Annotated in this window: 7 protein-coding genes; all 7 read right to left on the bottom strand. The window is 74.0% G+C overall.

Going from position 1 to position 17,395, the window contains the following annotated elements:
- Positions 1-54: 54 nt before the first annotated feature.
- On the bottom strand, positions 55-816 hold the full coding sequence (locus ACFV0T_RS27760) for an RNA polymerase sigma factor (protein WP_385784608.1): 762 nt from the start codon (positions 814-816) through the stop codon (positions 55-57).
- 164 nt (positions 817-980) lie between these two features.
- Positions 981-1,784, bottom strand: coding sequence for a 4'-phosphopantetheinyl transferase family protein (locus tag ACFV0T_RS27755; RefSeq protein WP_385784605.1), 804 nt, complete (start codon positions 1,782-1,784; stop codon positions 981-983).
- A gap of 7 nt (positions 1,785-1,791) precedes the next feature.
- Positions 1,792-3,549 carry an acyl-CoA dehydrogenase family protein gene (locus ACFV0T_RS27750; protein WP_385784603.1) on the bottom strand — a complete coding sequence of 586 codons (1,758 nt, stop codon included), beginning with the start codon at positions 3,547-3,549 and terminating at the stop codon, positions 1,792-1,794.
- Positions 3,546-5,390 carry an acyl-CoA dehydrogenase family protein gene (locus ACFV0T_RS27745; protein WP_385784600.1) on the bottom strand — a complete coding sequence of 615 codons (1,845 nt, stop codon included), beginning with the start codon at positions 5,388-5,390 and terminating at the stop codon, positions 3,546-3,548. Before ACFV0T_RS27745 ends, ACFV0T_RS27750 begins: the two co-directional genes overlap by 4 nt.
- A complete protein-coding gene (locus ACFV0T_RS27740) occupies positions 5,387-7,009 on the bottom strand; it encodes a PfaD family polyunsaturated fatty acid/polyketide biosynthesis protein (RefSeq protein WP_385784597.1) in 1,623 nt (540 codons plus the stop codon). Before ACFV0T_RS27740 ends, ACFV0T_RS27745 begins: the two co-directional genes overlap by 4 nt.
- Positions 7,010-7,064: 55 nt before the next feature.
- Positions 7,065-14,609, bottom strand: a complete 7,545-nt coding sequence (locus ACFV0T_RS27735) for a beta-ketoacyl synthase N-terminal-like domain-containing protein (protein ID WP_385784595.1) — start codon at positions 14,607-14,609, stop codon at positions 7,065-7,067.
- 19 nt (positions 14,610-14,628) lie between these two features.
- Positions 14,629-17,395: SDR family NAD(P)-dependent oxidoreductase (locus tag ACFV0T_RS27730; protein ID WP_385784592.1), on the bottom strand; the 2,767-nt coding region annotated here is incomplete at its 5' end.

Raw genomic sequence — 17,395 nt, 5'->3', positions numbered from 1 at the left:
GCGGAATCCCGCCGCGAGAAGCCACCGCCGGGCGCGGGATGTCGGTCAGGGAAGTCACCGCGCCACCTCCGTCACGTCGGGACCGGCCGGGACAACCCGGAGCGGAATCCCGCCACGAGAAGCCACCGCCGGGCGCGGGATGTCGGTCAGGGAAGTCACCGGGGGATCCGTTCCGTCGTCGGGGCCTGCCGGGCCGGTGCGGGCGGGGCAGCGGGCACAGTCGTCGGGGCCGGGCGAGGGTGTCTCGCCGGTCTGGGCGGCCTGGTCCAGGGCGCGCCGTAGCCGGCGCAGGCAGCGGGTGCGGATGGGGCCGACGGAGCCGACCGGCATGGACAGGGCCGCGGCGATCTCCCCGTAGGAGGCCGGCGGGTCGTCCAGCGCGCGCAGCAGCATCTCGCGGCACTGCTCGGAGAGGCTGTCGATGGCGCGCAGCACCTCGCGGCCGCGGTCGGCGCGCAGGGTGATCTGCTCGGGGCTCTCGTGATGCCCGCGGTGGTGGTCGAAGAGGTACTCCAGGGTCTCGCTGTCCCCGATCATCACCAGACGCCGGTCGCGGGTCGCGGCCTTGATGGCCTCGCGGCGGGCGACCGTGGCGAGCCAGTCGCCGAGCCGGTCCGGATCACGGATCCGGTCGGCGTTCTGCATCAGCCGGAACCAGGTCAGCTGGCGCACGTCCTCGGCGTCCGTCCGGCTCACCCGCTGGCTGCGGGCCACGGACCAGACCAGTCTGCCGAAACGGTCGACCGTCTCGTCCCATGCTTCGGTCTCGCCACGGGCGCAGCCCGCGAGCAGCTCCGCGTTCCCCTTCGGCGGCATCGCTCGTCCTCCGTATGGCCACGTCCGTACGTCGACGGATCCCGCCTTCCATGCAACACACCGTGTGTGCCGCCCGGGTGTCGGTGGCGATGTCAGGTAGCGGCCAGACCGGGAGTGGACAGCACGGCGACGGCTTCGCGGGGCCGTGCACCGTCCGCGCCCGGTCACCGCGCGTCCCCGGGGGCGCGGCGGGGCAGCAGTTCGGCCATCGCGGACCGCAGCCGTACGGGGATCGGGCCGGTGTCGTCCTCGGTGGCGCGGATGGCGATGCCGAGGGCGAACCGGTCCCACACCTGGAGGACCTGGATCTGCCACAGCGGGCGTTCCTCCTGGGGGATCTCCTCGTCCACGACGGCCAGTCCACCGGCCCGCAGCCGGTGCACGGAGAAGGCGTCGAAGCCGCGGGCCATGCCCATGCCGGTGGCCTTGGTGTAGGCCTCCTTGGCGACCCAGGAGTCCGCGAACGCGTGGCCCTGCTGGTCCTCCCGGTCGCGGCGCAGCACCTCCTGCTCCAGCGGGGTGAAGACCTTGGGCGCGAACTGGAGGGCCTCCGCGCGGGCCGGGGTGTTCTCGGCGTCGACACCGGCGGTACGGCCGCGCACCACGATGGCCGCGATCAGGCCGTTGGTGTGGGTGAGGTTGAAGTCGAGCCCCCAGTCGGCTCCGTGGACCGTCGGCCGGCCGAACTTCCCTTTGTCGAAGCGCCATTCCCCCGGCGCCACGTCGGCGTACTGGGAGAGCACCTGGCGCGACAGCAGCCGTGCGCCGAGGAAACGGGTGCGGGCGGCCGGGAAGAGCAGCCGGTCGTGGCGGGCCCGTTCCTCCTCGGTGAGCAGTTCGAGGCCGCCGGTGGCCGCGGCGAACCGCTCCACGTCGTCCTCGGCGAGCAGCCACACGTCGGCGCCGCCGGCGAGGGGATCGCCGGCGTCGCCGGGCGGCGCGTCGAGGTCCGCTGTCATCGTCGGCATGGCGCTGTCACCACCTCACCCGGAACGGCCGGAAGGAGAAGAGCCGGCCCGTGCGGTGGGCCTCGGCCATGGCCTCGGCGACGAAGGCGATGTCGTCGGGGCCGGTCACCCGCAGCGTGGGGTGGAAGCGGCGCAGCAGCCGTTCCAGGCAGACCAGGAGCACGGCGGGCGAGCGCAGCGCGGGCGCGAAGCTGTCGCGTCCGTGCAGGTACAGGTGGACGCAGGCGGCCGCGGCGGACACCGCGCTGTACTGCTTGGCCAGGTCGTACAGTTCGGCCGACTGCCCGGCCTGCCGCCCCTGTTCGGCGAGGAGCTTGGTGTGTTCGTCGGCGATGCGGGGCAGTTCGTCGGCGATCAGTCCCGCGCTCTCCCCGCATCCGGCGAGCCAGGCGGCGTCGCGCCCCCGGGCCGCGTCCGCCCGCCGGTGCAGCTCGGCGACGGCGGAGCGCAGGGCGAGCACGCAGTCGTCCCCGCCCCGGCTGAAGAGCTGTTGTGCGGCGGGCTCGTAGGGGGCCATCGGCTGTGCGGGGTCGAAGATCCGGGCCGTGGCGGCGACCGCCCGCTGCACCGCGCCGGGCTCCTGCTCGACGGCGCTCGCCAGCAGCCGGTCGAGTTGCAGAGCGATGTTCTTGAGGTTCACCACCGTGTTGCCGTCGGCGAAGTTGGAGATGGCGAAGTCGCGCAGCACCTTCTGGAAGATGCCGTGGCGCGGGTGGGAGCGCAGGTAGTAGCGGGCGCCCAGGACGGTGGTGAGCCGCGCCAGCGTCTCCTCCAGGAACGTCGGCACGAAGTACTTCACGACCGAGGACCAGACGCTGACCTGGGCGGGCGCCAGCTGGAGGGCCCGTACGGCGCCGGTGGTCAGCGCGTCGGCTACCAGCAGCTCGGCGAAACTCTCCACCAACTGGCGCTTGGAGTACGGCACTTCGCTCACCGCACCGCCGAAGATGACCCGGTCGGAGGCGAAGTCGAGGGTCGTCCGCAGCGCGGTGTCCACACAGCTCATGGCGATGCTGGAGATCGCGGTCCGGGCCAGCTGGCTGCTCTTGAGGGCCACTTCCAGGCCCTGGCCGACCCGGCCGACGAGCGCCGAGTCCGGCACGAAGCAGTCGGTCAGGCGTACGCCGCTCATGTCGAGGCCGCGCAGTCCGTGCAGGGGTTCGTCGGGGAGGTGCGCCAACTGCTCCTGCGGTATGCCGGCCTTCTCCACGGCGAAGATGGAGTAGCCGCCGGGTCCGCCCTTGTCGGAGGTGCGGGCGAAGACCATGACGGCGGCGGCGACCGTGGCGTTGCCGATGGTCCACTTCTCGCCGTTGAGCAGCCAGCCGCCGTCGGTACGGGTGGCGGTGGTCTCGTTGGCGAGGACGTCGCTGCCGTGCCGCCGCTCTGACAGACCCCAGGCCAGCTTGGAGCCGCCGCGGATGGCGTCGGCGAAGTGCCGGCGCTGGGCGGGGGTGCCGGCGATCCAGACCGGCATGTAGCTGAGGCTGGTCAGCACCATGGCCGTGGCGGAGGTCGGGTCACGGCGGCCGACGAGGCGGTAGAGGCTGAAGCCGTCCTCGACGTGGACCGCCCGGCCGCCGTGACCGGCGGGCACGATCCAGTCGTACAGGCCCCAGGCGGCGAGGTGGTCCACGAACGCGTGCGGGTATCGCTCGTCCTCGTCGTACTGGAGGACACGGGCGTACGGCATGGGTCCCGAGGCGTCCCAGGGGTCGCCCAGATGATCTTCCAGGTCCGCCATGAGCGCGATCAGATCGGTCATGTCGTCTCGTCCCCTTCTCCACGTACGTCACGTGCCTGGCGTGCCTGGCGTGCCTCGCCTGCCTGGTGGGCCTCGCCCGCCTCGGGCTCCTCGGGCTCCTCCGGCTGTCCAGTGCCCGGTCCGTCGGACAGCTGGACCGGGTGCGCGGTGAACAGCAGCCGTGCCGCGTCGAGCCGGGTGAGCGCGTGGGCCGCGGGCGGCAGGTCGGCACCCGCGCGCCGCGGATCGCGGCCGTCGGCCTCGGCCAGCAGGGCGGCCAGGACGGCGGTGAGCCAGCCCGCCCCGCCGGGGTCCTCGCCGTACAGGCCGCGGTCCGGGTGGCGCCACCAGACCAGGGCCGCGGCGGCGGCCGTGTACAGCAGGCAGCAGCGGTCGGCGAGGTCGAGCGGTTCGGGTGAGGCGCCCAGGGCGCGGGTGCGGTCGCGCTGTGCCTCGGCCGCGGTGGCGAAGGTTTCGGCGAGGGCCGCGCGGACGGAGCGCACCAGTGTCGCGGCCCGCCGCGCGCCGCGCTCGTCCAGTGTCCGGGCGACGGTCTCGGCGTGGGTGGCGAAGCCCAGCAGGATCAGGTCCTTGGGGCGTGCGGACAGGTCGAGGGCCGTCGGATCGAGGTCGGGCAGCCGCTCGCCGAGGGCGAGGAGCGCGTCGAGCTCGTCCGCGTCGGACGGCGCTGCCGCCGTGAACGCTCGTGCGTAGGAAGGTAGTTGTACGGCGACCGCGCGCAGGACGCCGAACGGGCTGGTGTCGATCGACTCGACGACCGCGTTGTCGCGCTGTGCCTTGTCCACGATCGCGCCCGGGCCGTGCCCGAGGACCCCCCGGGCGCCCAGGAGCCCGCGCGCCCGGCCGATGGCGGACGCGGTCAGCCGGGTGGCGGCCCGCTTGACCACGGAGGAGCACAGCCCGAAGGTGCCGGGCGAGAGCTGCGCGTAGCGCGCGGCGGTCAGCGAGACGAGATCGGCGGCGAACAACTCGGCGGCCGCGAGGCCGAGTTCTCGTGCGCCGTGGCCGGTGTCGGCGACCGGCACACCGGTCACCCGCCTGGTCCGGGTGAACCGCAGGGCCGTACGCAGCGCGGTGTCTGCGGTGGCCAGACAGGCCGCGGTGCTCAGCAGCCGTACCAGCTGCTGGGCCCGCATCGCCGCGGCCAGGCCGCCGCCGACGCCGCCGACGACCGCCTCGCGCGGTACCGGGGTGCCCGGGAAGTCCAGGTCGGCGAAGTCGATGCCGCGCAGGCCGGTGACCCGCTGCGCCGCCCGGCGCCGGACGTCGACGAGATCCTCGGGGCCGAGCAGCACCGCGGTGAAGGCGGCCGCGCCGCGCGGTGCCGTGCGGGCCACCACGACCGCCGCGTCGGCGGTGGCTCCCCGCCCGACCAGCCACTTGCCGCCGGTGAGCGTCCAGTCGCCGTCCGCCGGTTCCAGCCGGCACCGGTTGGCCAGGACGTCGCTGCCCGCCTCTTCCTCGGAGAGCGCGAACGCGATCGTGCGTCCCTCGCGCACCCAGCCGGCGACGGTCTTGGCCTGCTCGGGCGTGCCGGCCGCGAGGACGGTCATGACGGCCGAGCAGGACAGCAGGGTGGCGGGCATGACGGCGGCGTCGCGCCGGGCCGCCACCCGTACCAGCAGCAGGGTGTCGTCGAGGCCGCGCAGCGCCCCGCCGAGGGACGGCGGCAGGTAGGCGAGCGGGAAGTCCACCGAGGCGAGCCGCGCGGCGAAGGCCGTCGGGAACTCCCCGGCGGCGTCCCGGGCCGTCCCGACGGCGAATCCGTAGGGGTTGTCCGGCGCCCAGGGATCGCCCAGCAGGCCGTCGAGGCGGGCCGCGGCCGTGAAGGCGGCGTTCACGGCCCGACCCGCAGGCTCGTGTCGCCGTCGCCGCTCGGCTGCGGTACGGGGTAGTCGGCGATGGCCGGGGAGAGTGCCAGGCCGGCCGCGCGCAGCAGCGACAGCCGTTGGTGGAAGGCGGCGCCGGTCATCAGGTGGCGGGCCACGTCGGCGACGCGCCGGTTGCGCGGTGCCGCGAGATAGGTGCCGCGCGTCCAGGAGTTGAAGCTGCCCATCGCGGGCCCGCACCAGATCTGGTAGTCGACGGCGCGGTCGGCCTCGCCGGTGGTCGCCCAGCGGGTGGCCATGCCCAGGTACCAGCGGAAGATCAGCGCGGCCTTCCGCTTGGGGGTGTCGGCGGCTCGGGCCAACTGGGCGGGGTCGCGGCGCTCGAAGTACGTCACCGTGTCCTGCCAGATGTCCTCCAGCGGCCGCCGGAAGATCTGCTGCTCGATCCGGGTGCGCACCGGCGCCGGGAGGTCGTCGATGCCGTCGTGGTCGCGGTAGAGCTCGTAGAGCAGCCGGGCCCGCATCGGGAAGAGGGTGGCGCGCTTGAGCACCTGGAGCTCCACGCCCAGCTCGAACATGTCGGCGGCCGGGGCCATCTCGCAGTCCGCGAGGTCGGCCTGGGCCAGCATCTCCTTGACCTTCTCGGAGGTGCCGGCCTCCACACAGGCCTGGTTGACCGATCCGGTCACCACGTAGTCGGCGCCCATCGCGAAGGCCGCCCAGGCCGCCTCCGGGGTGCCGATGCCGCCGGCCGCGCCCACCCGGATGCGCACCGGGTGGCCCAGCTCCTTCATCAGGGCGTCCCGTTGCCGGATGATCACCGGCAACTGGGCGGGCAGCGGACGCCGGTCGGTGTGCCCGCCGGAGTCCGCCTCGACGGTGATGTCGTCGGCGAGCGGCACCCGGGCGGCGAGCCGGGCCTGCTCCGCGCTGATCGCGCCCTCCTCCAGCAGGGCGCGGACCATCGGCTCCGGTGCGGGCCGCATGAAGAGTTCCGCGATCTCGGTGCGCGAGATCTTGGCGATGACCTTGTTCTCCGCGACGACCCCGTGCGGACCGCCCGCCCGCAGCCCGGCCAGCCGGTAGCGCACGATGTGCGGGGTGAGCCGGAGGAACGCGGACGCCTCCACACAGCGCACCCGGTGGCGCAGACAGAGGTCGACGGCGGTGCGTTCGAGGCGTTCCTCGCTCGGGCTGTGAATCAGGTTGCAGGCGTACGGCAGTCCCGGGATCTCCGCGGCGAAGCGCAGCAGCGCCTTCTCGACCGTCTCGGGGAGCAGTCCGGCGGCGCCGTAGGAGCCGAGGAATCCGGCCCGGGCCATGGCGATCACCAGGTCGGCGGAGGCGATGCCGTTGGCCATCGCGCCGCTCATGTAGGCCTGTCGCACCCCGTAGGTGGCCAGGAAGGCGGCGCTGCCCAGCCGTTCGGGGCCGAGGGCCGGTACGGCGGCGATGATCTCGTGCTCGCCGTCGGCCCGTACTCCCCCGCCTGCGGCCGCGCCCAGGCCGTACGGGCCGCGCACGACGTAGACGGCTTCGTCGAGGCGCGTGAGCGTCTCCTGGATCCCGGTCTCGCCGACCGCGGGTGCCTCGGGCCCGCTCCACCGCGGCCGCGGCTGCTCGGTGGTCATGGTGCGTCTCCTGTCGGGTCCTGTCGCGTGGGGATCGGGTCGGGTCGGATCCGCTTCAGTCGTGGTGGATCTCGATCGCGATGTTGTCGAGGCGGTAGATCCGCAGGGTCGACTTCCAGACGTGGCCGTCGCCGACGAGGACGATCCGGCCCGGCTCCCGGCGGATCTCCTTGACGTGCACGTCGAACTCCATGTCGGGGTCGTCGCGCAGGATCTGGCCCCGGTAGGACCAGGTCGTCTCGATGCCGCGGGAGAGGGCGAAGCGCGCGTTGCGCAGCCCGTCGGTCAGGCCGGTCTCCACCGCGTACACCTGCATGCCCTGGAGCAGTGCCTCCACGCCCAGGGAGCCGGGCATCACCGGGTCGCGGTGGAAGTGGCAGGAGAAGTACCACTCGTCGGGCCGGATGGAGCGGTGGCCGCGCAGATAGCCCTGGCCGTGCTCGCCACCGGTGCCGGGCAGGATGTCGACCCACTCGACGAGGTCGAGGTGGCCGCCGGCCGGCCGGGGGCCGCCCCGCCGGGACTGCGTGGCGCGGAAGGAGCGCAGGTCGACCCGGCGCACCCCCGGCGGCCGCCCGGTCCGCTGGTCCAGCCAGGGCAGCACGTGCTCGCCCTTGTCGAGGCCGATCTGCCGGGAGAGGGCCTTCTCGTTGAAGTACCCGAAGAGGGATTCCCCGGTGTAGAAGACCTCGCCGTCGCAGGAGAGTTCGTAGGAGAAGTTCTGCAGGATCGAGCCGGGCATCCGGTCGCTGGACAGCAGCGTGGAGCTGTGCTGGACGGTCCGCCCGCGCAGGTCGATGTCCTTGACGAGGGTGGCGCGGCCGTCGAGGTTGCGGATGCTGAACCGCTCCTCGGGGAAGGGCAGTGTGGCGCCGAGGTAGTAGCCGAGGAGGATCGCCGCCTGGAGGCTGGACTCCATGAACACGCAGTTCGGCATGTACGGATGGCCGTTGTCGGCGTAGTACCAGGCGTCGGCCGGGGAGTCGTACTCGGTGACCATCACCGCGCCCCGCTCGAGGGTGCCGCGGGTGCCGTCGAGGCGCATCACCCGGTCGACGAAGAGGAAGTCGCCGTTGGGGATGTACGGGGCCCTGCTGTCGGCGTAGACCTCGAACTCGGGACCCATCGCGGTCGCCAGGTCGCCCTTGGCGGCGTGCGCCATGTGGAACTCGTTGAGCAGGGCGGGCTCGCCGGTGGCCGGGGAGAGCCGGCCCAGGAAGTGCGGGACCGTGCCGGCGGTCTCCGGACGGTAGGGCGTGCCCGGCTTCTCGCGCAGCCGGATGCCGAGTCCGGTGACGCTGATCGAGGGGGTGCCGTCGCGCAGCACCACCACGTCCGCGACCAGCGCCGGCCGGGGCAGCAGGGTCAGCTCCGTGATGTCGATGCGGTACTCGATGCGGGAGTTGCGCGGGGTGATCTGTCCGCGCACCTTCACCTCGGTCTTGAGGTCCGGCACGGGCTGGAAGCGGGCGTCGGGCAGGGTGAGGTGCAGGCCGAGGGAGAGGGCGTACACCTCCAGCAACTGGACGGCGCCCTCGGCGACCAGGGAGCCGGCGAGGACCGGGTCGTCCGGGAAGTGGCTGGTGAAGTACCACTCGTCCGGGACGAGTCGCTTGACCGCCTCGATCCGGCCCAGGCCGTGGCTGCCGCCGGTGCGGTCGAGGAGGGTGACCTCGTCCGCCATCCGCAGCATGCGGTCGGGCAGCCGCAGGGAGGTGTTGCAGCCGGGCGGCTGCCGGTGGCCGGGGCCGAAGACGTCGGCGACCCGGCCCTCGGCGAGCGCGTCCAGGTCGGCGGAGGTGAGCGTGGTGCGCTCGGTACGGGCGAGCGGCTTGAAGCCGCCCGCACGCGCCGGGTCCGCCGCCGGTGCGGGCACCACCCTGCCCTGGACCAGGCCGGGCGAGCTCTCCAGCTCCTCGTCGGTGAAGAAGCCGGCGCAGGCGTTGTTGAGCTTGAGGATGAGCTCGCCGTCGGCGTAGCAGTCGTAGTGGAAGAAGAACAGCAGGGTGTCGCCCTGCCGGACGAACTGGTCGATCCAGATGTCGTAGCGCAGGGTCTGGCCGGTGCGCGGCAGGTCGCCCAGGAAGCTGAGACTGCTGTCGAGCAACCGGTAGACGCGCTGGCCCCGGTTGGTGAAGTCCGCGCCGAGATAGCTGATCAGCAGTAGGTCGCACTGCCCGGCCTCGATGGTGACGGCGGGCGGGACCTGGCCGTCGACGGCGTACCAGGCGTCCTCGGGGATGTCGTACTCGGTGCGGATGAAGGACGGCTCGAACTCCCCCGGTTCCGCGTCGAGTCGGGTGACGCGGGAGGCGAAGAGGTAGGGCGGCGCGGGAAGTCGTACGCGGCGCTGGTAGCCGTCGATGCGGGCGAAGCGGGGGCCGAAGACGTCGCCGACCTTGCCGGTGGCGAACGCGAGGAGGTCCTGTTCGTCCCAGACGACGCCTTCGGGCTTGGGTGGCCGAGGCGCCCGTTCCGCGACCGGCGCGGGTACGGATGCGGGTACGGATGCGGGGGGCGTGAGGGCCGGTGCGGAGGTGGCGAGCACCGCGGTGAGTTCGTCGCGCAAGGCCCGCTGGGCGTCCAGGACTTCGCGGTGCGCCTCCAGGATCTCGGCCCGCAGACTGCGCACGAGGGCGAGGGTGGAGGCCTGGTCGTCCGCGCCCGGTGCCGGTCGCCGGTCCGGTTTCGGGGGTACGGGGAGGGGGGCGCCGAAGATGGCCGGGTGCGGGGGTACGTCGGCCTGCTCGGGCCGCCGCGGTGCAGGGGGCGGCGCCGGCGCCGAAACCGGTGGCCGGACGGCGTCGGCGGGGAGCATCGTGACCGGCTCCCGCTCCAGCGTGAGCGCGGGTACGGGCTGACCGGCGGGGCTGATCGGCATCGCGGTGTCCCATTCCGTGGCATGGTCGATGGCCCCGGTGGTCACCGGGACGGGAGGCTCCCCCGAGGGAATCGGTCCGCCGGCGGGCGGCCGCCCCTGTGCCGGAATCCGTACGGCGGCCGGCCGGTCACGGTCCGGGACCTGCGGTCCCCCCACGGCCTGCCGGGCCGCGGGAACCGGCGATTCCACCACTGGCGTTCCGGCGACCGGAACCGACGGCTCCACCACCGCGGGACCGGCCACCGCAGCCGACGGCTCCGACACCGACGGACCGACGACCGGAACCGACGGTTCGGCCACGGACGATGGGGCCGGCACCGGCAGGGCGACTGGCGTCGGCGCGACGGACACCGACAGGTCAAGGGGCGTCGCCGGGCCGGACACCGACAGGTCAACGGGCGTCGCCGGGCCGGACACCGGCCGCTCCTCGGTCGCCGTGGCGACGGACACCGGTCGTCGGGCGGGCTCCAGCGTCGCCACCACCGGTGCCGCCTCCGTCGTGACCAGCGGTGCCACCGGGGCCCCGCCCACCGGGAAGGTGCGCAGCCCCACGGGTCGGCGCGCCGGGGCCGTACGGGGGCGGAACGGTGTCAGGTCGACGGGGACGCCGTGGGCGGCGAGGCGGGCCACCAGGCTGGCGATGTCCGTCGCGCCGCGCGCGCCACGCCGGTCGACCGGGACCGCGAGATGCGGGGCGTCGCCGAGCGTCTCGTGGATCCAGCGGGTGCAGGTGCTGGAGGGGCCCACCTCGATGAAGCAGCGGAAGCCGTCCTCGTACGCGCGGTGCACCAGGCGCGGGAAGTCGACGGTCTCGCGCAGGGTGATCGCGATGTTCTCGGCGACGGCGTCCTGGTCGTAGTCGCGCACGGGGGCGTAGTGCCGGCTGCTGTAGAGGACCAGGTCCTTCACGTCGCCCGTCGGGTAGCGGTTGAGGTCGGCGAGCTCGGGCAGGACCCGGTCCACGACCGGGCTGTGCATGACGTGGTTGGCGGGTGAGCGCGCGCTCTGGCAGCCCAGGGCGTCGATCAGGGCCCGGCACTGGACCGGGTCGCCGGCCACGACCACCTCGTCGGGCGTGTTGACGTGGGTGATGTAGACACGGTCGTAGGCGCTGACCGCCGCGCGCACGGCATCGGCCGGGGCGAGCAGCACGTACGTCCCCCACACCTGCGCGTCGGGGACGTCGTCGCCGAGGCCCCACAGTTCACGCACCGTCCGCTTCGGGCCGCGCAGCCGGTCGACGAAGAGCGGCGAGGCGTCGATCTTCGTGGTCGCGCGGGCGTCCTTGCGCCAGCCGCCGGTCGCGAACAGCATGCTGCTCTCGCCCAGGCTGTAGCCGAACGCGCCGTGCACCGGCACCCCGAGCACCTCGCGGACGAGGTCGGTGGAGAGCAGCGCGTAGCTGGTGCCGACGGCCAGCATCAGCGGGATGTCCTCGATGATCTCGGCCTCGCGGCGCATGAGTTCGCGCCGGTCGAGCGGGCCGAGGGAGCGCGGGTACAGGCTCGGCGCGCGCAGCATCTCGGCCGGGCGCTCGGCCTGCGTCTCGTAGCGCGGCAGCAGCCCCGGGAAGGCGCGGAACAGGGCGCGGCCCAGGCCGAGGTAGGAGTTGAAGGCGCCCGGGTAGACGAGGGCCGTGCGGGTTCCGGGCCCGCCGGCCGGGCGGGCCGCGAAGCAGCTCCCGGACGGCGAGCTCCACTCGCCGCCGGCCGCGTGGACCCCCGGCAGGTCCTTGGCGGCCTGTGCCAACTGCCGTACGAGTCCCGCCTGGTCGTCGGCGACGAGGACGGCCTTGAGCGCGGCCGGCTCGTCCACCGCGAGGCGGGCCCAGTCGGCGCCGGACTCGACGGCGTCCCGCAGGGCGGCCAGGCGGCGCAGCAGGGTGTCGAGGTCGTCGGCGCCGACGGGGACCACCAGGCTGCCGCCGGAGCGCACCCAGTCGGTGGCGGCCACCTCGCCCCGGGTCTGCGCGCCGCCCAGCACCAGGTGGGCGTGGCTGCCCGCGGTGCCGGTGACGCTGACGCAGGCGCTGCGGCGGCCCTCCCGCTGCCGCCGTAGCCAGGGCCGCGCGTCGGCCGCGAGGAAGAACCCGGTGCCTTCGAGCGTTGGCCCGTCGACGTCCGTCGGCGCCACCGGCTGGTAGGCGTAGTGCAGGCAGAGCGCGGCGCGGATCACCGAGGCGAGCACGGCGGCGCACCCGGTGTCACCCACCCCCGAGGCGGCGGACGACAGCGCGGTGCGCAGCGTGCCCCCGGTGCGCTCGGCCGTCCAGACCCGGGTCAGTCCCGCCAGGACCTCCGGCCGGGCGGCCCCGGCTCCCGCCTCGACGAGTTCGACGTCGGCCGGGGTGAGTCCGGCCGCGGCGAGGGCCTCCTCCGCGGCGGCGGCCACCAGGTCCGGATCGGGCCGCGGCGCGAGGGTCGCGGAGTGGTGCACGGCCAGGGCCTCGACGGTCGCGTACACCGTGCGGTCGGGCGGCACGGAGCCCGGCCGGGTGACGACCACGGCGCCGGCGCCCTCACCGAGGATCCGCACCCCGTCCCGTACGCTGCCGGGCTCCAGCAGCTCGCGGGCGAGCACCGACTCGGGGCCGGCCGCCAGGTCGACCCCGCCGACCAGCACCGCCTCCACGCTCGGGTCGAGCAGCAGCAGCCGGGCGGCGTCGAGCGCGTCGACGCCGACGGCGCTGTCCGAGGAGACGGTGAACGACGGACCGGTCAGATTCCAGAGCGAGGAGATCCGGGCGGCCATGATGTTGCCGATGTAGCTGAGGACCTCGTTGGCCTCGATGGAGTCGTGGATGCCGTCCCGGGCGGCCCGGGTCAGCGCGGCGAGCTGCTCCGGCGCCGGGTCCAGCCCGGCCCGTGCGCACCAGGCGGCCAGCTTGCGGCCGAGGGCGTAGCGGGCAGCGTGGCCGTGCGCGCTGGGCTCCATCTCCATGCCGAGGACGACACCGACCCGGCGGCCGCCCTTGGTGCCCCGCTCGTAACCGGCGTCCCGCAGGGCCTCCTCGGCGACCCGCATCATCAGCAGGTGCTGCTGGTTGAAGTGCTCCAGGTCGTTGGGCGGGATGCGGTAGGAGGTCGCGTCGGCCTCGAACCCGTCGATATAGGCGGCCTTCGGCACCTGCGCGCCGGTCAGGCCGGCCCGGTCCAGAGGTCCGCCGTCGACCGACTCGAAGCCCCGCCACCGCCGCTCCGGCAACTCCCGTACAGCGCTGAGTCCTTCGTATCCGGCGCGTTCGAACGCGTCGAGAGTGGTGAAGCCGCCGAAGTGCGCGCCCATCCCGATGACGGCCATCGGCGGCGGTGGCCGGTGCTCGTCGTCGTCCGGGACAGTGGTGTCCACCGCCTCGGGGCCCGACAGGACGACGTGCGCGTTCGTGCCGCCGAAGCCGAACGCCGAGACGCCCGCGCGCCGCACCCCGCCGGCCGGGTCCGGCCAGGGGGTGACTTCGCGGACGACCCGGTCGGCGACCGTGCCGGGCAGCGGTCGTTCCACGCCGATCGTCGGGGGCAGGGTGTCGTGCGCCAGCGCGAGGACCACCTTGAGCAGGCTGCTCATCCCGGCCGCCGTCAGCAGGTGCCCGATGTTGCCCTTCACCGAACCGAGCAGCGTTTCCTGGCCGAAGTACCGTGCCACGCCGTCGAGTTCGGTACGGTCGCCGAGCTGAGTGCCGGTCGCGTGGCACTCCACGTACTGCACGCTCCCGGGGGCGAGACCCGCCTCCTTGTAGGCGAGGGCGTACGACGCCAGCTGGCCGTCGACGTTGGGCTGGAGGAGGTGTTTGCCGGGACCGTCGTTGCCGAGGGCGACCGCGTCGACCACCGCGTACACCCGGTCCCCGTCGCGACGGGCGTCCGCGAGCCGCTTCACCGCGACCATCGCCGCGCCCTGGCCGGTGATGATGCCCTTGGAGCGGGCGTCGAACGGCTGGCTGAAGCCGTCCGGCGGATAGGCGTGCAGGTCGGAGAAGGACAGGTGGATCACGGTCGGGTCGGGGGCGCAGACCCCGCCCGCGAGCATCAGGTCGGCGCGGCCGGTGGCCAGTTGGGCGCAGGCGAGCTTGAGGGCGTACAGCGCCGAGGAGCAGGCCGCGTCCAGGGTGTACCGGGGGCCGTCGAGGCCGAGGGCGGCGGCCACCACATGGGCGGGCAGCCCGCCGGGCCACTGGTTGTGCGCGTCCGTCCGGTCACTGGCCGGGCCGCCGTCCTCCGCACTGGACGGCAGCCCGGCCGCGGGGAAGCCGGCCGCCACGAGTCCCTCGGTCACCGCGGCGTCCCACAGCTTCCCCGCTGTCCGGCCGGAGGCCGGGGTCGGGAACGGATAGTTCCCGAACACCACTCCGGTCCTCCGGACCGTCGCCCGGCCGGACGCGGCAGCGGGGGGTCCACCCGCGTCGGCCAGGGCGTTCGCGGCCGTCCTGAGCGCCCAGTGGAACGAGCGGTCCAGGCCGGCCAGGTAGTCGGCGGGCAGTGCGTATCCCTCGAGTGCGGCGGAGGCGTCCGCCTCGTCGGCGGCGTCGAGGAAGCCGCCGCGGGCGCAGTAGATGCGGTGCCGGTCCTCGGTCTCCGGCCCGCCGAGCGGCTCAGGTCCGAAGATCCGCTCGCCGCCCTCCGTGCGGGAGTCCACCGCGTCCATCAGGTTGCGCCAGTAGGCGTCGGGCGTGGCCGCGCCGGGGAACAGGCAGGACAGGCCGACGATCGCGTACGTGCCCATGGGATCAGCCTCCGCGCCGTCAGACCGAGACCGCGGCGACCCGGCCGCCAGGCCGGCGGAACCGGGTCTCCAGTTCCGCGTCCTCGACCGCCACCACGTCCTCCAGTACCGCGAGCACCCGGCCCCGCGGGTCGAGGGCGGTCACCGTGCAGGTGACACCGGTCCGGCCGGGCCGTACGTCCTCGACGGCGATCAGGAAGTCCGCGTCGGACGGCAGCGCCTCGTACAGGCGCAGTCGGCCGATCTCCATCGGCAGGCAGGCCCGGCCGCGCTGCTCGCGCACCCACACCAGCACGGCCTGGAGCAGCAGGTCGGCGAGTACCGGGCTGTGCAGCCGCCCGTGGTAACCGCCGTGCGCGGGCCGGTCGTCGGCGAGCCTGGCCCGTACCAGCAGCCGGGTCTCGTCGCTCACCGGCACCGAGCGCAGGCCGCGCAGCGAGGGGCCGTGGAAGAGGGTGCCGTCCCGGTAGAACCGCGCCGCGTCCCGGTCGGACCCGTTCCCGGCCCGGGCGAGGGCCGCGAGGTCCGTCCGGTCGGCGGGGCGCGGGCCGGGGTCGCCGCCGGTCAGCCGGACGCTGTAGGCGGGGCGGCTGCGCCCCGCGGAGTCGACGGACGAGGCGATGACATCGGCGCCGTCCGTGCCGGGGCCGTCCGTGCCGGGGCCGTCCGTGCCGGAGGGCCGCTCCACCGACAGCCGGAGCCGTTGCGGCTTCCGGCCTTCGGGCTCGTCCCAGGCGATACCCTTGAAGACCTTGAAGTCGCCGCCCCCGGTGACCGGTTGCCCGGTCGCGGCCTCGACGGCGTTGACGATGACACCCAGCGCGGCGGTGGCGGGCAGCACCCGCCGGTCTCCGATGGCGTGGTCGGTCAGCAGCGGCAGCCCCTCGAGGTCCGCGAGGGTGCGGTCGAGGACCAGCGAGGACGGGCCGCGCGACGCGGGCGGCGCGGACAGCGGGGTCAGCGGTCCGGTGACGATGACGGTGTCGTGCCCGTGCCCGGTGGTGAACTGCTCGGCGAACAGTCCCGCGCCGGTGGCCGGCGGCACCAGCGCGATGCCACGCGAGACGAACATCCGCCGCAGGTCGTCGGAGACCATCCCGCCGTCCCAGGCGCCCCAGTTCATGGCGGTGACGCGGGCGGAGGGCAGTTCCCTCTTGAGCCGTACGGCGATCCGGTTCAGCGCCTCGTTGGCCATCGCGTAGTCGGACTGGCCGCGGTTGCCGAAGAACCCGGCCACGGAGGAGAAGAACACCAGGTGCCGCAGTTCGGCGACACCCCGCAGCACGTCCAGGACGTTGCCCAGGCCCAGCACCTTCGTCGCGAGCACCCGCCGGACCTCGTCGCCCGACTTCTGGCTGATCAGCCGGTCGGCGAGGACACCGGCGCCGTGCACGAGACCGGTCACACGTCCGGCGTACGGGGTCAGGACCCGGCGTACGGCGCTCGCGTCGGTGATGTCGACGGCGAGGTACTCGACCCGGGCGCCGGTGGCGGTGAGCCGGGCGAGGTTGGCGGTGATCTCCCGGCCGGCGGTGATCTCGCGGAACTCCGCCTCGACGGCCCGCGGGTTCGGCTTCTGCCCGCTCTCGACGACCCGCCGGGCGATGACACCGCGCAGGGCGGGGCCCTCGTGCCCGACGGCCCACCCGGGCTCGGGGGTGATCGCGCTGCGGCCGAGCAGCAGCAGGCCGACGGGCCGCGCCGAGACGAGGGCGTGCAGGCACTCCGCGGTGATACCGCGGGCGCCCCCGGTGACCACGAGCAGGTCGTCGACGGCGAGTTCGGGCACCTCGGCGGAGTACGCGGCCGTCGGCCCGGCGGACAGTGCGACGGTACGACGTCCCGCCGTGTCGTGCGCCACCTCGGCGGGCCGCGCCGACAGGTCGCCGATCTCCTCCAGGAACCGCGCGCCGACCGTGGTCGGGGCCAGTTCCGGTGCGAAGTCGACGGTGCGGGTGAAGAGTTCGGGTACCTCGACGGCGAGGGTCTTCAGCAGTCCGGATACCCCGCCGAGCAGCGGGGAGGCGTCACCGCTGCCACGTCGGCCGCCCGCCCCGTCGAGCCGGGTGACGGCCACGAACGCGGCCCGACTGCCCCGGGCGGCGGCCGACTTGAGCGCGGGCAGACCGTGCTTGGCGACGAGGAGGGCGTGTTCGAGCCGCTGAAGCCCCTCCGCCCACTCCGGCCCGGCGGCCGCGGCCATCTGCACGACCAGGTCGGCCCGTCCGCTCACCAGGACACCGGCGAGTTCGGTCTCGTCCCAGGTCCCCAGCCGACGCACGGCGTCCGCCTCGGACACGACGGTGCCGACGCCGGGCAGCGCCACGACCTCCACCCGCCAGCCGTCCCCACGCAGCGCCCCGGCGAGCGGCCGGGTCAGCGTCGAGCCGTCGTCCACGACGACCGCGGTGCGCTGCTCGGCGTACGCGCCGACGACGATGTGCGGCGGGGCGATGTCGGTGACGGTCTCGTGGGTACGGCCGATGCCGGGGGCCGGGGGGTAGGTGACGGCGAGGGGTGGGGTGGGCGCGGGAGCCGACCCGGGGGTGGATCCGGTGGCCACGGACGCGGACGCGGACGCGGACGCGGACACGGTCGACGCGAGGAACCCGGCGATGTCGTCGAGGGTCCGCAGCTCCGCCAGCACCTCCGGATCCACGTCCTCCGACACCGGAAACGACTCCTGCAACGCCCCCAGAATCTGCACCCGCTTGATCGAATCGATCCCCAGATCCGCCTCCACATCCATCCCCGGCTCCAACATCTCCACCGGATAACCCGTCTTC

The organism is Streptomyces sp. NPDC059582, assembly GCF_042735715.1.
Taxonomy (GTDB): domain Bacteria; phylum Actinomycetota; class Actinomycetes; order Streptomycetales; family Streptomycetaceae; genus Streptomyces.
Note: the sequence above shows the minus strand (reverse complement) of the source record. Positions and strands in the feature narration are given on the sequence as shown.

What these genes read in the sequence shown, in the direction of transcription:
- ACFV0T_RS27760 (WP_385784608.1), bottom strand. Translation starts at nt 816, where the DNA reads ATGCCGCCGAAGGGGAACGCGGAGCTGCTCGCGGGCTGCGCCCGTGGC.
- ACFV0T_RS27755 (WP_385784605.1), bottom strand. Translation starts at nt 1,784, where the DNA reads ATGCCGACGATGACAGCGGACCTCGACGCGCCGCCCGGCGACGCCGGC.
- ACFV0T_RS27750 (WP_385784603.1), bottom strand. Translation starts at nt 3,549, where the DNA reads ATGACCGATCTGATCGCGCTCATGGCGGACCTGGAAGATCATCTGGGC.
- ACFV0T_RS27740 (WP_385784597.1), bottom strand. Translation starts at nt 7,009, where the DNA reads ATGACCACCGAGCAGCCGCGGCCGCGGTGGAGCGGGCCCGAGGCACCC.
- ACFV0T_RS27735 (WP_385784595.1), bottom strand. Translation starts at nt 14,609, where the DNA reads ATGGGCACGTACGCGATCGTCGGCCTGTCCTGCCTGTTCCCCGGCGCG.